The sequence below is a fragment of the Lacrimispora xylanolytica genome (assembly GCF_026723765.1).
GTDB classification, from domain to species: Bacteria; Bacillota; Clostridia; order Lachnospirales; family Lachnospiraceae; genus Lacrimispora; species Lacrimispora xylanolytica.
Genome location: NZ_CP113524.1, coordinates 4,488,730 through 4,507,160, shown reverse-complemented (window position 1 = coordinate 4,507,160; position 18,431 = coordinate 4,488,730). Strand labels below are relative to the sequence as shown.

The following is an 18,431-nucleotide window of genomic DNA, read 5'->3' as shown; positions in this document are numbered from 1 at the left end:
AATCTGAATCGGAGGAAATCATGGATTATCATATCAATGCTCCTATCACCAAAGAGGATGCCAGAAAGTTGAGATCAGGAGATTACGTATACTTAACAGGAACCATTTACACAGCAAGAGATGCAGCCCATAAGCGAATGATAGAAACTCTTGACCGGAAAGAGCCTCTTCCCTTTGACATAGCAGGCGAGACCATCTACTATATGGGACCCTCCCCAGCAAGAGAAGGACGCCCCATTGGATCAGCAGGACCCACCACATCAAGCCGGATGGACAAATATACGCCAACCCTTCTTGATCTTGGGATGAGCAGCATGATCGGCAAAGGAAAACGAAGCAAGGAAGTAATAGAAGCCATCGTAAGAAATGAGGCCGTATATTTTGCCGCTGTAGGAGGAGCAGGAGCCCTGTTATCAAAATGCATCCTTTCTTCAGAAGTAATAGCCTACGAAGATCTTGGAACAGAAGCCATCCGCCGACTGACAATCAAAGACCTTCCGGTTATCGTTGTCATAGACAGTAAAGGAAGCAACCTATACGAGACGGCCATAAAAGCCTATGGAGAGGAATCAACATGAACCGAATTGTTTATATGGTAATAAAGAATCTATGCCGGGTCCCATTCTGGTTTTACCGAATCTGGAAGTTCGGCCAGCCAGGTGATGACCATTCCCATAGAGAGCGTTACGATTACATACGCAATGTAGTAAAAAAAGTCAATAAGTCCGGGAAAGTAGAAGTAGAAGTCCATGGAGTTGAAAATCTTCCATCCGAACCTGGTTTTATCCTTTTCCCTAACCATCAGGGACTCTTTGACATGCTGGCCCTTATCGAAGCAAGTCCAAAACCCTTAAGTGTTGTAGTAAAAAAAGAGGCTTCTAACCTGATTCTTGTAAAGCAGGTCATTCATGCCTTACATGGCTTTTTCATAGACCGTCAGGATATTAAAGCTTCTATGAATATAATCATGCAGATGACAGAGAATGTAAAAAAAGGATTCAATTATGTAATATTCGCTGAAGGAACAAGAAGCCGGGAAGGAAATAAACTCTTATCCTTTAAGGGGGGGACCTTTAAAAGTGCCGTAAATGCCAAATGTCCCGTTGTGCCTGTAGCACTGATCGACTGCTTTAAGCCATTCGATGAGAAATCCTCCAAAAGGCAGAAGGTACAGATCTGCTTTTTAAAGCCTCTCTATCCAGAAGAATATAAGACCTTAAAAACCACCCAGATAGCAGAAATCGTACACGACAGAATTCAGGAAGAAATAAATCAAAAAATGGGTTGACAAGTCGAAATATATTATGTATAATTGTCAATGCGTCTGGAAAACCTAATAGTTGAATGACGCATCATATGGAAGCTATGAACTACGGAGAAATACTCAAGAGGCCGAAGAGGCGCCCCTGCTAAGGGTGTAGGTCGGGCAACCGGCGCGAGGGTTCAAATCCCTCTTTCTCCGCTCATTTCCAAATGAAATCTTTTTCCGGTTTGACAGTGAAAAAAGTTGTTGACATCATCGTGAAGATATGTTAATATATACCAGCTGTCGAAAAACAGCGAAAAAAGAAAAATAAAAAAGTTGTTGACAAAGACAACTCGGTATGATAAGATATACGAGTTGCTCCTGAAGCGGACAACACAAAAAGCACTTTGAAAACAGAAGATTGAACAGTATGTAAAACCCTGAAAATTCTAATAATAAGCTGCGTTTGAGCAGCTTTGAATGAGAAATTCAGAACGAATACAAGAAATTGTATACGAACCAAACAACAAGTAAAACGGGAAATAAATTAGCTAGTAGTTGATTTTGACCGTGGATTGAACATTTAATTTGAGAGTTCGATCCTGGCTCAGGATGAACGCTGGCGGCGTGCTTAACACATGCAAGTCGAGCGAAGCATTTTAAAGGAAGTTTTCGGATGGAATTTAGAATGACTTAGCGGCGGACGGGTGAGTAACGCGTGGGTAACCTGCCTCATACAGGGGGATAACAGTTAGAAATGACTGCTAATACCGCATAAGCGCACAGTGCTGCATAGTACAGTGTGAAAAACTCCGGTGGTATGAGATGGACCCGCGTCTGATTAGGTAGTTGGTGAGGTAACGGCCCACCAAGCCGACGATCAGTAGCCGACCTGAGAGGGTGACCGGCCACATTGGGACTGAGACACGGCCCAAACTCCTACGGGAGGCAGCAGTGGGGAATATTGGACAATGGGGGAAACCCTGATCCAGCGACGCCGCGTGAGTGAAGAAGTATTTCGGTATGTAAAGCTCTATCAGCAGGGAAGAAAATGACGGTACCTGACTAAGAAGCCCCGGCTAACTACGTGCCAGCAGCCGCGGTAATACGTAGGGGGCAAGCGTTATCCGGATTTACTGGGTGTAAAGGGAGCGTAGACGGCTCTGCAAGTCTGGAGTGAAAGCCCGGGGCTCAACCCCGGGACTGCTTTGGAAACTGTGGAGCTAGAGTGCAGGAGAGGTAAGTGGAATTCCTAGTGTAGCGGTGAAATGCGTAGATATTAGGAGGAACACCAGTGGCGAAGGCGGCTTACTGGACTGTAACTGACGTTGAGGCTCGAAAGCGTGGGGAGCAAACAGGATTAGATACCCTGGTAGTCCACGCCGTAAACGATGAATACTAGGTGTTGGGGAGCAAAGCTCTTCGGTGCCGCCGCTAACGCAATAAGTATTCCACCTGGGGAGTACGTTCGCAAGAATGAAACTCAAAGGAATTGACGGGGACCCGCACAAGCGGTGGAGCATGTGGTTTAATTCGAAGCAACGCGAAGAACCTTACCAAGTCTTGACATCGGAATGACCGTCTCGTAACGGAGACTTCCCTTCGGGGCATTCCAGACAGGTGGTGCATGGTTGTCGTCAGCTCGTGTCGTGAGATGTTGGGTTAAGTCCCGCAACGAGCGCAACCCTTATCCTTAGTAGCCAGCAGTTCGGCTGGGCACTCTGGGGAGACTGCCAGGGATAACCTGGAGGAAGGTGGGGATGACGTCAAATCATCATGCCCCTTATGATTTGGGCTACACACGTGCTACAATGGCGTAAACAAAGGGAAGCAAAGGAGCGATCTGGAGCAAATCCCAAAAATAACGTCTCAGTTCGGATTGTAGTCTGCAACTCGACTACATGAAGCTGGAATCGCTAGTAATCGCAGATCAGAATGCTGCGGTGAATACGTTCCCGGGTCTTGTACACACCGCCCGTCACACCATGGGAGTTGGTAACGCCCGAAGTCAGTGACCCAACCGTAAGGAGGGAGCTGCCGAAGGCGGGACTGATAACTGGGGTGAAGTCGTAACAAGGTAGCCGTATCGGAAGGTGCGGCTGGATCACCTCCTTTCTAAGGAAGAAGAAGTAAGGGTTTTATATACTGTTGAGTCTTAAGTTTCAAAGTTAATTAAATAAGGAAACACCAAGAAGACACAAAATTTCTGGTGCCGATGCGCTTAGGGGAAACACCCGTTCCCATCTCGAACACGATGGTTAAGACTTAAGCGGCCGATGGTACTATGCTGGAAACGGCATGGGAGAGCAGGTGGGTGCCAGATTACCTTAAAAAAATCACTCGAAAGAGTGTTTTATATAGAACGGACACGTTCCAATGGGTGGAGGAGAAAAACGAAACCTGTGTTAAAGAATGTGTTAACCTGATTCAGCAGGGCAGTGCTGTTTTATATAACTGGTTTTTACCAGTGATTCGTAAGTTTGAGTACATCGAGCTTTCGAATGACTGATAAACTTCAGTCAGAACGTACCTTGAAAACCACATATTGAAATATATCTAGATAGAGTCTTCGAAAGAAGACGACATCAAGACATCCGAGGTGTTACATCGAAAGATGTAACCAAATAAAAACTCGTTCAAGTATCGTGACGTACGATATGAGAACAAACCTAAGACCAGAGATACAACGCTATGTATCTTAGATTAGTAGCCCGCACCCGCAGGTGAACATCGAATTGGTTAAGCTAATAAGAGCGCAGGGTGGATGCCTTGGCACTAAGAGCCGATGAAAGACGTGATAAGCTGCGAAAAGCTTCGGGGAGGAGCAAATATCCTTTGATCCGGAGATATCTGAATGGGGAAACCCAACTGAGCAAACCTCAGTTGTCGTATGGTGAATTCATAGCCATACGTCGGGAACCCGGGGAACTGAAACATCTAAGTACCCGGAGGAAAAGAAAGAAAACTCGATTTCCAAAGTAGCGGCGAGCGAAATGGAAGGAGCCTAAACCAGCGTGCGTGCATGCTGGGGTTACGGACTGCAATAAGTGAGACGATTTGTTACCAGAACGGTCCTGGAAAGACCGGCCATAGAAAGTGAAAGCCTTGTATGGGAAAACAATAGTCAGCGAGCAGGATCCAAAGTACCACGAGACACGAGAAACCTTGTGGGAATTCGGGGGGACCACCCCCCAAGGCTAAATACTACTTAGTGACCGATAGCGCATAGTACTGTGAAGGAAAGGTGAAAAGGACCCCGGGAGGGGAGTGAAAAAGAACCTGAAACCCTGTGTTTACAAGCTGTGGAACCACGTTTAAAGTGGAACCGCGTACTTTTTGTAGAACGGTCCGGCGAGTTACCGTTACTGGCAAGGTTAAGCACTTAAGGTGTGGAGCCGAAGGGAAACCAAGTCTTAATAGGGCGAATGAGTCAGTAAAGGTAGACCCGAAACCGGGTGATCTACCCATGTCCAGGTTGAAGCTGCCGTAAAAGGCGGTGGAGGACCGAACGCACATCCGTTGAAAAGGGTGGCGATGAGGTGTGGGTAGGGGAGAAATTCCAATCGAACCCGGAGATAGCTGGTTCTCCTCGAAATAGCTTTAGGGCTAGCCTCGTATTAGTCTGCCGGAGGTAGAGCACTGAATTTCCTAGGGGGCGTCAAAGCTTACCAAAGAATATCAAACTCCGAATGCCGGTCAGATGATGTACGGGAGTCAGACTGCACGAGATAAGTTGGGCAGTCAAAAGGGAAAGAGCCCAGACCACCAGCTAAGGTCCCAAAGTGCGTGTTAAGTGGAAAAGGATGTGAGATTTCAGAGACAACTAGGATGTTGGCTTAGAAGCAGCCACACATTCAAAGAGTGCGTAATAGCTCACTAGTCGAGAGGTCTTGCGCCGAAAATGTCCGGGGCTAAAACACGACACCGAAGCTGTGGAATGTATCGAATGATACATTGGTAGAGGAGCATTCTTACCGCGCTGAAGCATTACCGTAAGGAGATGTGGAGTGTTAAGAAGAGAGAATGCCGGAATGAGTAGCGAGATGGAAGTGAGAATCTTCCAGGCCGAATATCTAAGGTTTCCAGAGTAAAGCTGATCTGCTCTGGGTAAGTCGGGGCCTAAGGCGAGGTCGAAAGACGTAGTCGATGGACAACAGGTTGAAATTCCTGTACCGCATATTATCAGAACTGTGGGGACACAGAACCGAGAGAGAACCCGGGAATGAAAAGACCGGGGCAAGCATTAGACTGGCTAAGTTGGCAAATCCGCTTAGCAACAGGAAGGTGTGACGCGTACCGAACAAAAGTAGGGAAGTCTCTGTAGGGGCTGTCAAGAAAAGCCGCTATTGTGTAATATGTGCCCGTACCGTAAACCGACACAGGTGGATGAGGAGAGAATCCTAAGGCCGGCGGGAGAAGCATTGTTAAGGAACTCGGCAAAATGACCCCGTAACTTCGGGATAAGGGGTGCCTGAGAAATCAGGCCGCAGAGAATAGGCTCAAGCAACTGTTTAGCAAAAACACAGGTCTATGCAAAACCGAAAGGTGAGGTATATGGGCTGACGCCTGCCCGGTGCTGGAAGGTTACGAGGAGGGGTTAGCGGCAACGCGAAGCTCTGAATTTAAGCCCCAGTAAACGGCGGCCGTAACTATAACGGTCCTAAGGTAGCGAAATTCCTTGTCGGGTAAGTTCCGACCCGCACGAAAGGCGTAATGATTTGAGCGCTGTCTCAACAATGCACCCGGTGAAATTGAAATACCAGTGAAGATGCTGGTTACCTGCGCCAGGACGGAAAGACCCCATGGAGCTTTACTCTAGTTTGATACTGGGATTCGGTATTGCATGTACAGGATAGGTGGGAGGCAGTGAATCAAGGACGCCAGTCTTTGAGGAGCCGATGTTGGGATACCACCCTTGCGATATTGGGTTTCTAACCTGCAGCCATTACCTGGCTGGGGGACAATGTCAGGCGGGGAGTTTGACTGGGGCGGTCGCCTCCGAAAGTGTATCGGAGGCGCTCAAAGGTTCCCTCAGAATGGACGGAAACCATTCGAAGAGTGCAAAGGCATAAGGGAGCTTGACTGCGAGACCGACGGGTCGAGCAGGTAGGAAACTAGGACTTAGTGATCCGGTGGTATAAAGTGGGATTGCCATCGCTCAACGGATAAAAGCTACCCTGGGGATAACAGGCTTATCACTCCCAAGAGTTCACATCGACGGAGTGGTTTGGCACCTCGATGTCGGCTCATCGCATCCTGGGGCTGTAGTAGGTCCCAAGGGTTGGGCTGTTCGCCCATTAAAGCGGTACGCGAGCTGGGTTCAGAACGTCGTGAGACAGTTCGGTCCCTATCCGGCGTGGGCGTAGGATATTTGAGAGGAGCTGTCCTTAGTACGAGAGGACCGGGATGGACTGACCTCTGGTGTATCTGTTGGTGATCAACACCATGGCAGAGTAGCCAAGTCGGGAAGGGATAAACGCTGAAGGCATCTAAGCGTGAAGCCCCCCTCAAGATGAGATATCCCATCGCAAGAGTAAGACCCCTTGAAGACGACGAGGTAGATAGGGCAGAGGTGGAAGCATGGTAACATGTGCAGCTGACTGTCACTAATAGGTCGAGGGCTTAACCAGGTTGGTTTAGGTAAGAGGAAGAACGGATGAAAGATATATAACAATGTGTGGTTTTGAGGGTATGTGTAAGTATCTTCAATAAGGTTTGGCCTGGTGGCTCAGTTGGTTAGAGCGCCGCCCTGTCACGGCGGAGGTCGTGGGTTCGAGTCCCATCCGGGTCGTTTTACAACTAAATTTTGATTATGGGATCTTAGCTCAGCTGGGAGAGCATCTGCCTTACAAGCAGAGGGTCATAGGTTCGAGCCCTATAGGTCCCATTCCGTATGCAAAACCGCATTTGGATAGTTGTGCCGATGTGGCTCAATTGGCAGAGCAGCTGATTTGTAATCAGCAGGTTATCGGTTCGAGTCCGATCATCGGCTTGCATTAAAAAATTAAATTATGGATGGGTTCCCGAGTGGCCAAAGGGGGCAGACTGTAAATCTGTTACGACACGTTTCGATGGTTCGAATCCATCTCCATCCATTCAGTGATTAAAATATTAATTACTGCATATAATATAATTGAATAGCGCGGGGTGGAGCAGTCTGGAAGCTCGTCGGGCTCATAACCCGAAGGTCGTAGGTTCAAATCCTGCCCCCGCAATTTTTATGCGCATTATTAGTGAAATTATACGAAAGCGTGCATACGCCCAGATAGCTCAGTTGGTAGAGCAGTGGACTGAAAATCCACGTGTCGCTGGTTCGATTCCGGCTTTGGGCATATGGGATACTAGCTCAGGTGGTAGAGCACTTGACTTTTAATCAAGTTGTCCGGGGTTCGAGTCCCCGGTGTCTCAGGACAAGCCTTGAAACAGAAATGTTTCAGGGCTTTTTATTTTGTCCGAAGATGATATTACTCATCAAATTCTACGATTACGTAATATCCCCGATCATTATGTTTTACTTCTTTTACAATCCCTTTATCAGATTTTATGCGGTCTCTTCCAGAGTAACATCCAGACATGGCCACAGCTGGATCGATTATGTAGCTGTAGCTGCTGGCACCTTCTCGCTCAATGACGTGAACTTGATCATTTGCCTTTACCAGACCAGGACGTTCCATTTTAAACTCGATTAACCTCATAGTGATCTTCCTCTCTTTCTTTTTTTACCCAAAATACTATTATAGCTTCCGGAGAAAAAATTGTAAAGAAGGGATAAGGATGATATACTTAAATATGTATTTACTAATGGTATAAGAACAAATGCACAAGCTATATTAACTATAGTTCTTTACTTACAATAGATAAAATATGATAATACTATAAATGTATAGCGAATATTGGTTGAAATAATAAGAGAGTGACAAATTAGCTTAATCATTTTTATGTACCAGAAGAGGAAAGTAAATTGATAGAAAGACCAAGATTATTAGAGAGATTAATGGATTATAGTAAATCTGATTTTTATCCATTTCACATGCCTGGACATAAGAGGCAGTATGGGAATAATGAGATAAGGAAGTTTCCTAATCCATTTTCTATAGATATTACGGAGATTGAGGGATTTGATAATCTTCATCGGCCGGAGGGAATATTAAAGGATTCTTTGGAGTGGGCTTCTGAGGTTTATGGGGCTGATAAGACTTATTATCTTGTGAATGGGAGCAGCTGTGGGATATTGAGCGCAATTAGTGCGGCGGTATCAAACAGAGGCAAGATTTTAATGAGCAGGAATTGCCATAAGTCAGCATTTCATGGAGTTTTCCTCAAGCAGTTGGAAGTCAAATATATTTATCCACAAATGATGCCGGAATTGGGGCTTCAAGGTGGAATACTGGCTGAGGATGTCGAGGAATTGTTGAAAACAAATCCAGAGGCAGAGGCAGTGCTTGTAGTATCTCCTACTTATGATGGGGTTGTTTCAGATATCAAGGCGATTGCTGATGTGGTTCATAGGTTTGGTATACCGTTAATTGTGGATGAAGCCCATGGGGCGCATTTTGCATTTGGCAGGGTGGATGAGTTTCCTGTGTCTGCATTGGAATTAGGTGCTGATGTTGTAATTCAGAGTCTTCATAAGACGCTTCCTTCCTTGACGCAGACTGCTATTTTACATGTCAGGAAGGGGTATATTGATTTAGAGAAACTGGATCGTTATATTCATATGTATCAGACTAGCAGCCCGTCCTATGTATTTATGGCTAGTATAGAGAATTGTATTGTTTACATGGATGGTGAGGGAAGAAAAAAGCTGGGTGAATTTTCTGAGTCTTTGACTAGAATGCGTAGGCGGCTGGAGGGGATGAAGCATCTGACGCTGCTTTCGGATGAAATTATTGGACAGTATGGTGTTTATGATATGGACCTGTCAAAAGTGATTGTGTCTACAAGAAATATTGTATGGTCAGGAAATCAATTAAGTGACGTGCTGCGAAAAGAGTATCATCTGGAAATGGAAATGTGCGGAGCTGACTATGTGACGGCTATAACAACCTTGGAGGATACAGAGGAAGGGCTTCAGAGGCTTTGCAGTGCATTGCTTGAGTTGGATGATCAATTGGGAGCTAGATCCGGTTCTGGAAGCATTTCTTTGCAGGAGGCTGGGGAAATGGCAGGGCAGAGTGATACTGGTGGTGTGCTTCTTGATTTTACGATTGAGGAAGATTGCAGATATCCTATTTTTGAAGCAATGGATGGCAGGCGTTATAAAATAAAAATTTCAGAGGCAATAGGTAGGGTATCAGCTGAATTTATTTATTTGTATCCGCCAGGGATTCCTATTGTTGTACCGGGTGAAGTGTTAACTGGCGATTTAGTGGAGCTGATTATGAAATTCAAGGATTTAGGGCTTCCGGTTCAGGGAATGGAAGATGAGGCGGCAGAAGAAATATTTGTTTTAGAAGAAATGTAGGTACTACATTTTCTATGAGATAGAATCAATGAATTGGAGCATATAAAGATGGGAAAGATTTTTTACGTGATGGGGAAGAGCGCTTCTGGTAAGGACACCATTTATAAGCGGTTGCTGGAAATGCAGCCCCATCTGAAACAGGTTGTTTTATATACCACCAGACCGATTCGGCAGGGAGAAAAAGACGGGAAAGAATATTATTTTACTTCTGAGGATAGGTTGAAGCAGTTGCGAGAGGAAGGTAAGATCATTGAAGAGAGGACATATCAGTCTATTTTGGGTCCGTGGACTTATTTTACGGTTGATGACGGACAGATTGATGTGAATAGTGATGACAGCTATCTGATGATTGGTACCTTGGAATCCTATGAGAAAACAAGGAATTATTATGGGGCTGGTATCATGGTTCCTATTTATATTGAAGTGGAAGACGGGAAACGTCTGTTGAGGGCTCTTGAAAGGGAAGATAAACAGAAAGAGCCTAAATATGCAGAGCTTTGCAGGCGGTATCTGGCTGATGAAGAGGATTTTAAAGAGGATAATTTAGCTAGATGCGGAATTGAGCGAAGATTCTTGAATGATGATTTGGAAATGTGTCTCAGAGATATTTTGGATGTAGTAAGGGAGTAAGGTAGTCTATGCTTTGGCTGGGCTTGGATAGTTAGGAATTGAGATAGAAATAGGTATAGAAATAGGTGTAGAGATTTAAATAGCTATAGATAAAGCTATAGATATAGATATAGATATATAGATAGAGATTGCTAATCAGCCATGTTTCAGTGAGATGGAAGATATCGTAATAACTATTTAAATACAACATAAAAAGAGTCCTTGGGAAGATGTAATTTTTGCTTATCCAAGGACTCTTTTTATTTATTTACTTGTTTACTTATTGAGTGAGGTGGGATAGAAGGGCTGATATAAGATGGAATTGTACGTAATCATAATAATAGGTATCTAAAATGGTGCTTAATTAGAGGAAAGTCAATTTTAAGGATTCAGAAACTGAACGAGAAAAGCAAAGGATTTTTCATTTTATTAAAACATCAGAATGAAATCTCAAAGACGGCGCCTTTTTCCTGATTGTAAGCTGTGATTTTGCCATTTAACAATTCTGCGGCTGATTTGGCAATGGCAAGACCAAGGCCGAAGTTGCCATTTTTACCTTTGTAAAAGCGGTCAAAGATAAATGGAATGTCAGCTTCGGGGATTCCATCTCCGTCATCGGATATTTTCAGGCTGATGGTTTCTGCTGTTTTCTCCAGGGATATTGTTACGTTCGTTTTTGCATAACGGAGGCAGTTGGATACAATGTTCATCACGGTCTGGGAAAGGAGCATATCGTCGATCTGAACCATTACATCATACTCAGGGAGATTCAGCTCTATGGTCTTGCTTGATTTGGCGGACAGGCCCATAAGGCGCTGGGTATAGTCTTTTAATAAATGACAGAGATTTACTTCTTCCCACTGAGGCTTATAGGTGCCGCTTTCATATCTTGATAGGGTCAGGAGTTCACTTACTAATTCGTTCAGGCGGATGCTTTCTCGTTTTATGATTTGTGCTGCTTCTTTTGTATCGGGGAAGATTCCGCTTTCTATGCCTTCAGCGTAGCCCTGGATGGACATGAGCGGCGTTCTTAGCTCGTGCGATGCATTTTGCAGGAAGGTCTTTTGGTTTTTGTCGTAGGCCTCTAATCTTCCTACCATGAGACTTATATTTTCATATAGCTGCTTGAATTCTATTGTATCCTGGGGAATGGTAAAATGGCTGGCGTCAAAATTTCCCTGGCCAATTTCTAAGGAGAGGCTGCTAAGTTTTGTTATGGGGGTTGTTATGTGAGCGGCGATTCTTTCGGATAAATATATGGCAATCAGGATTCCTAAAAGCATGATAACCACCAGGATTTGGTTGACCGCAGTCAGGTATTTATTAATGTGTTCTGTTGGGAGGGCAAATACGGCTATCATATTGCTTAGATCATCGCTGTTCATGGTATAGGCAATGGTAAAGTACTTTTTTCCATTTACGGGTATGGTATAGACCGTTCTTTCTTTCATCTGGTCTATCTTCGGGGAGATGACGTTTAGAAAGGCGGTTTGGGATGAGGTGAGTTTTGTTTTTGCCGGGAATACCGGGGTTGAATTGATATCCAGCAAATAAAAATCCATTCCCTGTGAAAAATGAGAGGATTTGAGAGCAGAAAGGATATTTCGGGCCATTTCCAGGGCTCTTTTTTCGGTGGGGGCGCCTCCGTCTGTCTCCAGCTCGCTTTTAATTACTTTTTCTACTGCGTGGATTGTGGCTTTTAATTCATTTTTGGCAGCTGCATTTAAGTAAATGCGGAGAGATATGTTAAACAGTACCAGGGTTGCAAGTGGAATCAGTATAAGCAGGATTAGAAAGGGTCTTCGAATCTTATTTTTTATACTCTTCATGGGTATCTCCTAATTCCAGACGGAAGCCATAGCCCCAGACTGACTGAATTTTAGCATTGGCTTCAGCAGTGACCAGTTTTTTTCGAAGCCTTTTTATAACATCATCGGTGGCTCTTGTATCCGCTTCAAAGTCGAATTTCCATACATATTTTAGCAGATCCTCTCTTGATACGGCCTGATCTTTTCGCTCTAATAAGTAGACCATCAGGGCAAATTCGGTTGGGGTGATATCAAGTGGCTTTTCGTCAACGGAGAATTCTCTTTTATTTACATCCACTTTTATATTTCCATAGGTGTATATTTCTCCTCTGTAGCTTCCACGGTCTAAGTCCATTCTGCGAAAAAGGGCTTTCACTCTGGTTACCAGCTCCATGGGAGAAAATGGTTTTGTCAGGTAGTCGTCAGAGCCAAGGGTAATTCCTGCGATACGGTCTGTTTCGCTGTCTCTGGCAGAGACAATGATGATTAGGGTATTGCTTCGTTTGCGAATCTCGCTGCAAAGAACCAGTCCGTCTGTCCCTGGCATCATTATATCCAGTATGACCATATCAGAAGGGGATTTATCAAAGGCTGATAATAGTTTGTCTCCATCAGGAAATGTCTGTACTTCGTAGTCCTCTGCAGCCAGAAAAAGTTGGATCAAATCTCTTATGGGCTGTTCATCATCTGCAAGATAAATTTTCTTTTTTTCCATAGGTGCCCCATCCTTTCGGCTGTTTTTTGTATTTTATCATTTTCTTACTTCAAATGATATAGCTGCCACTATTTTGCCACAGTTTCACCTTTGAAACGCGTATGGGATTGGTAGTATTCTTTGAGGCAGAGAAGGAAATCAGTTGCGTAGCGATCATGATTTCACTCATTGGATCATCCCAACAATAGAAAGGAGATTTATTATGAAAAAATCATTGAAACCGGTCACATCCTTATTAGTCACAGCTATGCTCTTTACTGGTAGTTTAACCGTTCCAGCTCAGGCAGCACAGGCTCCCAGTACCACGAAAAAGGTAGTGAGCAGCCAGGCTGCAGGGAATACAACAGCTGCTAAAGCGGGAAGTACTGGTACTGGAACAACAGAGAACTCAAAGACAGCAGCAGGGTCAAAAAGCACAGAGGCAGCTAAGACTGGAGCAGCAGCAAAGAGTACAGAGGCAGCTAAGGCTGGAGCGGCAGCAAAGAGTACAGAGGCAGCTAAGACTGGAGCGGCAGCAAAGAGTACAGAGGCAGCTAAGACTGGAGCGGAAGTAAAGACCACACAAGCAGCAGCTGATGGGGCTAAGACTGTTAAAAAGGATGCAAAGAAGGCAGGTAAGAAAGCGGCTGTTAAAAAAGCAAATAAAAAAGCCAGCGCAAAGAAACATAAAAAGACAGCAGTAAAAAAAGCACATAAGGCTAAAACAGTAAAGGCAAATAAGAAAAAAGCTGGTAAGGTTCGTAATGTTGCGGCAAAGACCCATAAAGCAAAAGCCCATAAAGCAAATACAAGTAAGAAAGCAGTTGCTAAAAATATCAAAGCAGTAAAAAAGCAAAAGGCAGCAGCGCAGACAAGTAATTCAAATGCGAAAACCGTAAATAAAGCGGCTCAGACAAGTAATTCAAATGCTAAAACTGTAAATAGTGGGGGACAGACTGGTAATGCATCTGCTAAAACAGGAACAGCTGTAAAACAGGCTGGTAATGCTGAGACTAAATCAGGTGCAGCAGGAACTCAGGCAGGAAAAACGGATGCTAAGACAGGTAAAACAACGGATAATTCGACGAATACAACGAAGAAATAGTGAACACTGAATTTAGTAAAAGGATAAGGGCTTATAGATGAAAAGCGCCTTATCCTTTTTTGTGTTTTGTTTTTGAGTATTGATTCAACGTTCGCTCTAAAAATTTTTACTTATCTATTCCTCATAGACCTGCTGAGATCCTTCTATGGTATCTCTTAAGTATTTTTGTATCCATTGACAGGCGCCTTGTTTATCTCTGTCATTTAAGTATCTTTGCAGGTGTATGATATGGCCATATAAGGCCTGAATGCCATATAGCTTGCAGAAACGTACCCATAAAACAATACATACTTCCTTAAAGGAAGAGTAAATCAGGGTAAGGACTGTGTTTCCGGCATAATAAGCCAGGTCGTGGTGATATTGAAAGGCGATCTGGGCTGCTTTTTGTATGGAATCTGTGCTTTTCAGCTTTTTTGCGGTTAATTCCAGATGCTGAATGGCCTCTGGGGTGGCAGTATCAATGACGAGGCCGGCAGCAAGCTGTTCCAGGGCTGTTCGTATTTCCAGGATTGCACGGATACCGGCTTTATCCAGTTTGTTGCCACGGTATTCTAATAATGCTATTAAGGTCTGCAGATTTCCATTTCGGCTGAAATCGGCTACATAGGTACCTTGTCTTGGCAGTACTTCTAAAAATCCTTTTCTTCTTAATTCGTTGATTCCCCCATTTACAACGGCGCGGCTGACCTTCATCTGTTCTGCCATTTCACGCTCCGGCGGCATCTTGCTTCCAACAGGAAGTTCTCCGGATAATATCTTTTCTTCTATTTGCTGAACAAACAAATCCTTTAGAGATGGTGCAGTTATTTTTGAAAACTCCATATGATTTCCTCCTTGGCACTGGTTATACCAGATACCATAGTGGAATTTTACAACATTTTAGTGGTAAAATCAAGATAGAAGTTAATAAAATGTATAGAAATAGTGGGAAAAGTTGACTTGAATTGTGCAAAAAGGTATAATGTTAAAATCATAACATATTCTGGTATAACCAGAAGTTTTCTAAGGAGGGGTTACCCATGGGGGATTTCACAGTTCTGGAAGTTAAGCAGAGTATTTTTGCAGATAACGACCGAAGAGCGGATGAATTGAGATCAGAATTAAAATCAAAAGGGCTTTTTTTGCTTAACCTGATGTCATCGCCTGGTGCCGGTAAGACGACCACACTGACAAGGACCATCAGTGGATTGAAGAATCAGTTTCACATAGGTGTTATGGAGGCGGACATTGACTCAGATGTAGATGCCAGGAGTATTTCAAAGCTTGGGGTTAAGACGATTCAGCTTCATACGGGGGGAATGTGTCACCTGGATGCAGAAATGACGGGTCAGGGCCTTCTGGGGCTTGAGACAGAGGGGCTGGATCTGGTGGTTCTTGAAAATGTAGGTAATCTTGTTTGTCCGGCGGAGTTTGATACTGGGGCAGTAAAGAATGCGATGATACTTAGTGTGCCAGAGGGGCATGATAAGCCGTTAAAGTACCCGTTGATGTTTTCCATATGCGATGTGGTTCTGATTAATAAGATAGATGTTCTGCCCTTTTTTGACTTTGATTTAGAAGCTTGTAAATCTTACATATTAATGAGGAATCCAAATGCTAAGATCATTCCCATTTCTGCCCGTACCGGAGAGGGGATGGAAGAGTGGATTCAGTGGTTGGAAGCTGAGGTGAAAAAGTGGCAGCAGCAGTGATGAAAGGTAATTGGGTTTTGTTTTCTCATAGAGTGGAATTATTGTATTTTTTATAAGAATTTATAGTTGTTTAAACATAAAAGGAGCAGAAAATGGATGAAGGTAGAGCGTTAATCTTAAAATTGGGGCAGAAGATTACAGACCGGATGGGGCATAAAGTCACAGTGGAGGATGCCGAGTACTGGGGGCTTGCCGGTTCTATTACAGATGAGATGGCAGAGGTGGCATTGGCTATGAAGGTGAGAAAGCCGATGTCAGCCAAAGAGGTGGCAAAGAAATGCAAAAAGGATCTGGACAGGACGGAAGCGCTTCTTCAGGAAATGAGTGTTATCGGGCTCATCGAGTACAACTGGGAGAACCGGGATCATCAGAAGCAATACATACTTCCTATGTTTGTGCCAGGGTGCGCGGAATTTATGAATATGAACAAGGAACATGTGGAGTCTCATCCGGAAGTTGCGAAACTGTTTCATGAGATGTCACGTCTTCCTCTGGAAAAGGTGACCCCTATGGTTCCCCTGGGAGGAGGGGGAATCGGAATGCATGTAATTCCTGTGGAAAAGGCCATTTCCACGGAGCAGAAGTCTTTAAGTATAGAGCATATTTCCCACTGGGTGAAAAAGTATAAGGGAAAGTATGCAGTAGGGGCTTGTTCCTGCCGCCGTTCCAGGCGGATTTTAGGAGAGGGATGCGGTCACCTGGAAGACGAGATGTGCATCGGTGTGGGGGATATGGCGGATTATCTGGTGGAGACCAACAAAGGACGTTATATTGACGAAGCAAAGGTAATGGAGATTCTTAAGCGTGCGGAGGACAATGGACTGGTTCATCAGATTACAAATATTGATGGGGAGGATAAGATATTTGCGATCTGCAACTGCTGTGTCTGTTCCTGCTATGCCCTTCGGACCTCTCAGCTATTTAATACGCCTAATATGTCACGGTCGGCTTATGTTGCCAAGGTGGACGGGGATAAATGTGTGGCTTGCGGACAATGCGTGGAGTATTGTCCGTCAGGGGCTGTAAAGCTTGGTCAGAAGCTGTGCACCAAAGACGGTCCGGTGGAATATAAAAGACAGGAGCTTCCGGATTCTGTAAAATGGGGACCTGAGAAATGGAATGAAAATTACCGGGATGACAATCAGATTAATTGTTATGATACGGGAACAGCGCCCTGTAAGACGAAATGTCCGGCTCACATTGGGGTTCAGGGATACTTAAAGATGGCTTCTCAGGGGCGATATGAAGAGGCTTTAAAGCTGATTAAGAAAGACAATCCATTTCCGGCTGTCTGCGGCAGTATCTGCAATCGGAGGTGTGAAGAGGCCTGTACAAGAGGGACCATTGATCAGGCAGTTGCCATTGATGAAGTAAAGAAATTTATAGCAATGCAGGAGCTTTCCAGGGAGAAACGTTATATTCCCCCTATGGTGAATCAGATTGGGAAGCCTTATCCTCAAAAGATAGCAGTCATCGGAGCTGGTCCGGCGGGAATGACCTGTGCATTTTTCCTGGCTCAGAAAGGATATCCGGTCACTGTGTTTGAAAAGAATCAAAGGCCGGGAGGTATGCTTACCTATGGAATTCCTAAATTCAGGCTGGAGAAAGATGTGCTGGAGGCAGAAATTGATGTGCTTCGTCAGATGGGAGTGGAATTTCAGTGCGGCGTAGAGATTGGTAAGGACGTGACCATGGAAGAACTTCGGAAGAAGGAGTATAAGGCATTTTATCTTGCCATTGGTTGTCAGGGGGGAAGAAAAGCCAATATTCCAGGGGAGGATGCCAAGGGAGTTTATACTGGTGTGGAATTTTTACATAGGAGTAACAGCAGGGAAGACATTTCTTTACCGGGACGGACGGTGGTAATCGGCGGAGGCAATGTGGCGGTTGATGTAGCCCGAAGCTCGGTTCGTGCAGGTTCGTCTTCTGTATCCATGTACTGTCTGGAAGACCGCCTGACAATGCCGGCGGCAAACGAAGAAGTGGTGGAGGCTCTGGAGGAAGGGATTGAAATCCATAATAGTTGGGGGCCTAAGGAAATAATAATAGAAGATGGAAGTGTAAGAGGAATTGTACTTCAAAAATGTGTTTCCGTTACCGATCGTGATGGAAACTTTCATCCCCAGTATGATGAGACCAACTGCATAACAGTAGAATGCGAACATGTCCTAATTAGCATTGGACAGAGTATCATTTGGGGCGATTTGTTACATGGAAGTAAGGTAGAGCTGGCAGGTGGGGGCCGTGCAGCGGCGGATTCGTTGACGTATCAAACAGCACAGCCGGATGTATTTGTGGGAGGTGATGTATTTACAGGACCAAGGTTTGCCATTGATGCCATTGCAGCAGGAAAAGAGGGGGCTGTTTCCATTCATCGGTATGTTCATGAAGGGCAGAGTTTAACTATTGGAAGGAACCGCAGGGAGTTTATTGAGCTTGACCGGGAGAATCTGGTGATTCCAAGGGAGAGTGTCAGCTGCTTTAAAAGGCAGGAGCCAGGAAAGGTATCCGGTGTTGATCCGAAGACAACGTTTGATGATACCAGACTTCCATTGACCGAGGAACAGGTGAAGGCAGAGACAGCCAGGTGCTTAGGCTGCGGCGCCTCGGTGGTGGATCGTAACCGATGCATTGGATGTGGAGTCTGCACCACAAAGTGCGAGTTTGATGCCATCCATTTATTTAGGGAGTTACCAGAGGCAAGCAGAATGGTAAAGAGTGAGGATAAGATGAAGATGGTACTGCCATACGCAATGAAACGGCAGATTCGGATTATCCGTAATAAGAACCGGTCGGTGTAAGAACTGGAGGAAA

General features: G+C 44.7%; 12 protein-coding genes, 8 tRNA genes and 3 rRNA genes. 19 read left to right on the top strand and 4 right to left on the bottom strand.

Features of this window, described 5'->3' with window-relative positions:
• Positions 1–20: 20 nt before the first annotated feature.
• The 14 genes from OW255_RS20780 (at position 21) to OW255_RS20715 (ending at position 7,654) form a co-directional block, all read left to right on the top strand.
• Positions 21–578, top strand: coding sequence for a Fe-S-containing hydro-lyase (locus tag OW255_RS20780; RefSeq protein WP_268115207.1), 558 nt, complete (start codon positions 21–23; stop codon positions 576–578).
• Positions 575–1,288, top strand: a complete 714-nt coding sequence (locus tag OW255_RS20775; RefSeq protein ID WP_024837905.1) for a lysophospholipid acyltransferase family protein — start codon at positions 575–577, stop codon at positions 1,286–1,288. Before OW255_RS20780 ends, OW255_RS20775 begins: the two co-directional genes overlap by 4 nt.
• Before the next feature lie 86 nt (positions 1,289–1,374).
• A tRNA-Ser gene (locus tag OW255_RS20770) sits at positions 1,375–1,462 on the top strand.
• A 368-nt stretch (positions 1,463–1,830) separates the two neighbouring features.
• Positions 1,831–3,361: ribosomal RNA gene (locus OW255_RS20765) — 16S ribosomal RNA — on the top strand.
• A 90-nt stretch (positions 3,362–3,451) separates the two neighbouring features.
• A 5S ribosomal RNA gene (rrf, locus tag OW255_RS20760) occupies positions 3,452–3,569 on the top strand.
• A complete protein-coding gene (locus OW255_RS20755; protein ID WP_081752375.1) occupies positions 3,561–3,755 on the top strand; it encodes a hypothetical protein in 195 nt (64 codons plus the stop codon). Before rrf ends, OW255_RS20755 begins: the two co-directional genes overlap by 9 nt.
• Positions 3,756–3,983: 228 nt before the next feature.
• Positions 3,984–6,876 (top strand): 23S ribosomal RNA (locus tag OW255_RS20750).
• The 16S, 23S and 5S rRNA genes sit together here with 8 tRNA genes alongside, the layout of an rRNA operon.
• Before the next feature lie 87 nt (positions 6,877–6,963).
• Positions 6,964–7,037 (top strand) — tRNA-Asp (locus tag OW255_RS20745).
• 23 nt (positions 7,038–7,060) lie between these two features.
• A tRNA-Val gene (locus OW255_RS20740) sits at positions 7,061–7,133 on the top strand.
• Between the two features lie 32 nt (positions 7,134–7,165).
• A tRNA-Thr gene (locus tag OW255_RS20735) sits at positions 7,166–7,238 on the top strand.
• A 21-nt stretch (positions 7,239–7,259) separates the two neighbouring features.
• A tRNA-Tyr gene (locus OW255_RS20730) sits at positions 7,260–7,341 on the top strand.
• Between the two features lie 46 nt (positions 7,342–7,387).
• A tRNA-Met gene (locus tag OW255_RS20725) sits at positions 7,388–7,461 on the top strand.
• A gap of 44 nt (positions 7,462–7,505) precedes the next feature.
• A tRNA-Phe gene (locus tag OW255_RS20720) sits at positions 7,506–7,578 on the top strand.
• Between the two features lie 3 nt (positions 7,579–7,581).
• Positions 7,582–7,654: transfer RNA gene (locus OW255_RS20715), tRNA-Lys, on the top strand.
• 56 nt (positions 7,655–7,710) lie between these two features.
• Here OW255_RS20715 and OW255_RS20710 read toward each other — a convergent pair.
• Complete coding sequence (locus OW255_RS20710) at positions 7,711–7,941, bottom strand: hypothetical protein (protein ID WP_024837906.1); 231 nt, start codon at positions 7,939–7,941, stop codon at positions 7,711–7,713.
• Positions 7,942–8,207: 266 nt separating this feature from the next.
• On the opposite strand from OW255_RS20710, the gene OW255_RS20705 reads away from it, so the two are divergent.
• Positions 8,208–9,710: an aminotransferase class I/II-fold pyridoxal phosphate-dependent enzyme gene (locus tag OW255_RS20705; protein WP_268115206.1), complete on the top strand. Its 1,503-nt coding sequence runs from the start codon at positions 8,208–8,210 to the stop codon at positions 9,708–9,710.
• Between the two features lie 48 nt (positions 9,711–9,758).
• A complete protein-coding gene (locus OW255_RS20700; RefSeq protein ID WP_268115205.1) occupies positions 9,759–10,340 on the top strand; it encodes a guanylate kinase in 582 nt (193 codons plus the stop codon).
• A 416-nt stretch (positions 10,341–10,756) separates the two neighbouring features.
• Here the strand turns inward: OW255_RS20700 and OW255_RS20695 are convergent, their stop codons facing one another.
• Together OW255_RS20695 and OW255_RS20690 are read right to left on the bottom strand one after the other, a co-directional pair.
• On the bottom strand, positions 10,757–12,148 hold the full coding sequence (locus tag OW255_RS20695; protein WP_268115204.1) for a HAMP domain-containing sensor histidine kinase: 1,392 nt from the start codon (positions 12,146–12,148) through the stop codon (positions 10,757–10,759).
• Positions 12,129–12,842 carry a response regulator transcription factor gene (locus OW255_RS20690; protein ID WP_268115203.1) on the bottom strand — a complete coding sequence of 238 codons (714 nt, stop codon included), beginning with the start codon at positions 12,840–12,842 and terminating at the stop codon, positions 12,129–12,131. The genes OW255_RS20695 and OW255_RS20690 overlap by 20 nt, the downstream gene beginning before the upstream one ends.
• 202 nt (positions 12,843–13,044) lie before the next feature.
• On the opposite strand from OW255_RS20690, the gene OW255_RS20685 reads away from it, so the two are divergent.
• The gene (locus OW255_RS20685) at positions 13,045–13,926 is read left to right on the top strand and encodes a hypothetical protein (RefSeq protein WP_268115202.1); all 882 of its coding nucleotides are present in this window, start codon (positions 13,045–13,047) and stop codon (positions 13,924–13,926) included.
• Between the two features lie 114 nt (positions 13,927–14,040).
• Here OW255_RS20685 and OW255_RS20680 read toward each other — a convergent pair whose 3' ends face one another.
• Complete coding sequence (locus OW255_RS20680) at positions 14,041–14,748, bottom strand: FadR/GntR family transcriptional regulator (RefSeq protein WP_024837912.1); 708 nt, start codon at positions 14,746–14,748, stop codon at positions 14,041–14,043.
• A gap of 197 nt (positions 14,749–14,945) precedes the next feature.
• Here OW255_RS20680 and hypB point away from each other — a divergent pair, with 197 nt between their 5' ends.
• Together hypB and OW255_RS20670 are read left to right on the top strand one after the other, a co-directional pair.
• Positions 14,946–15,617: a hydrogenase nickel incorporation protein HypB gene (gene hypB, locus OW255_RS20675; protein WP_024837913.1), complete on the top strand. Its 672-nt coding sequence runs from the start codon at positions 14,946–14,948 to the stop codon at positions 15,615–15,617.
• 92 nt (positions 15,618–15,709) lie between these two features.
• Positions 15,710–18,418, top strand: a complete 2,709-nt coding sequence (locus OW255_RS20670; protein WP_268115201.1) for an FAD-dependent oxidoreductase — start codon at positions 15,710–15,712, stop codon at positions 18,416–18,418.
• The last annotated feature ends 13 nt before the right edge of the window (positions 18,419–18,431 follow it).

Coding starts and splice junctions, on each gene's coding strand:
- OW255_RS20780 (WP_268115207.1), top strand. CDS start 21: ATGGATTATCATATCAATGCTCCTATCACCAAAGAGGATGCCAGAAAG.
- OW255_RS20775 (WP_024837905.1), top strand. CDS start 575: ATGAACCGAATTGTTTATATGGTAATAAAGAATCTATGCCGGGTCCCA.
- OW255_RS20710 (WP_024837906.1), bottom strand. CDS start 7,941: ATGAGGTTAATCGAGTTTAAAATGGAACGTCCTGGTCTGGTAAAGGCA.
- OW255_RS20700 (WP_268115205.1), top strand. CDS start 9,759: ATGGGAAAGATTTTTTACGTGATGGGGAAGAGCGCTTCTGGTAAGGAC.
- OW255_RS20695 (WP_268115204.1), bottom strand. CDS start 12,148: ATGAAGAGTATAAAAAATAAGATTCGAAGACCCTTTCTAATCCTGCTT.
- OW255_RS20690 (WP_268115203.1), bottom strand. CDS start 12,842: ATGGAAAAAAAGAAAATTTATCTTGCAGATGATGAACAGCCCATAAGA.
- OW255_RS20685 (WP_268115202.1), top strand. CDS start 13,045: ATGAAAAAATCATTGAAACCGGTCACATCCTTATTAGTCACAGCTATG.
- OW255_RS20680 (WP_024837912.1), bottom strand. CDS start 14,748: ATGGAGTTTTCAAAAATAACTGCACCATCTCTAAAGGATTTGTTTGTT.
- hypB (WP_024837913.1), top strand. CDS start 14,946: ATGGGGGATTTCACAGTTCTGGAAGTTAAGCAGAGTATTTTTGCAGAT.
- OW255_RS20670 (WP_268115201.1), top strand. CDS start 15,710: ATGGATGAAGGTAGAGCGTTAATCTTAAAATTGGGGCAGAAGATTACA.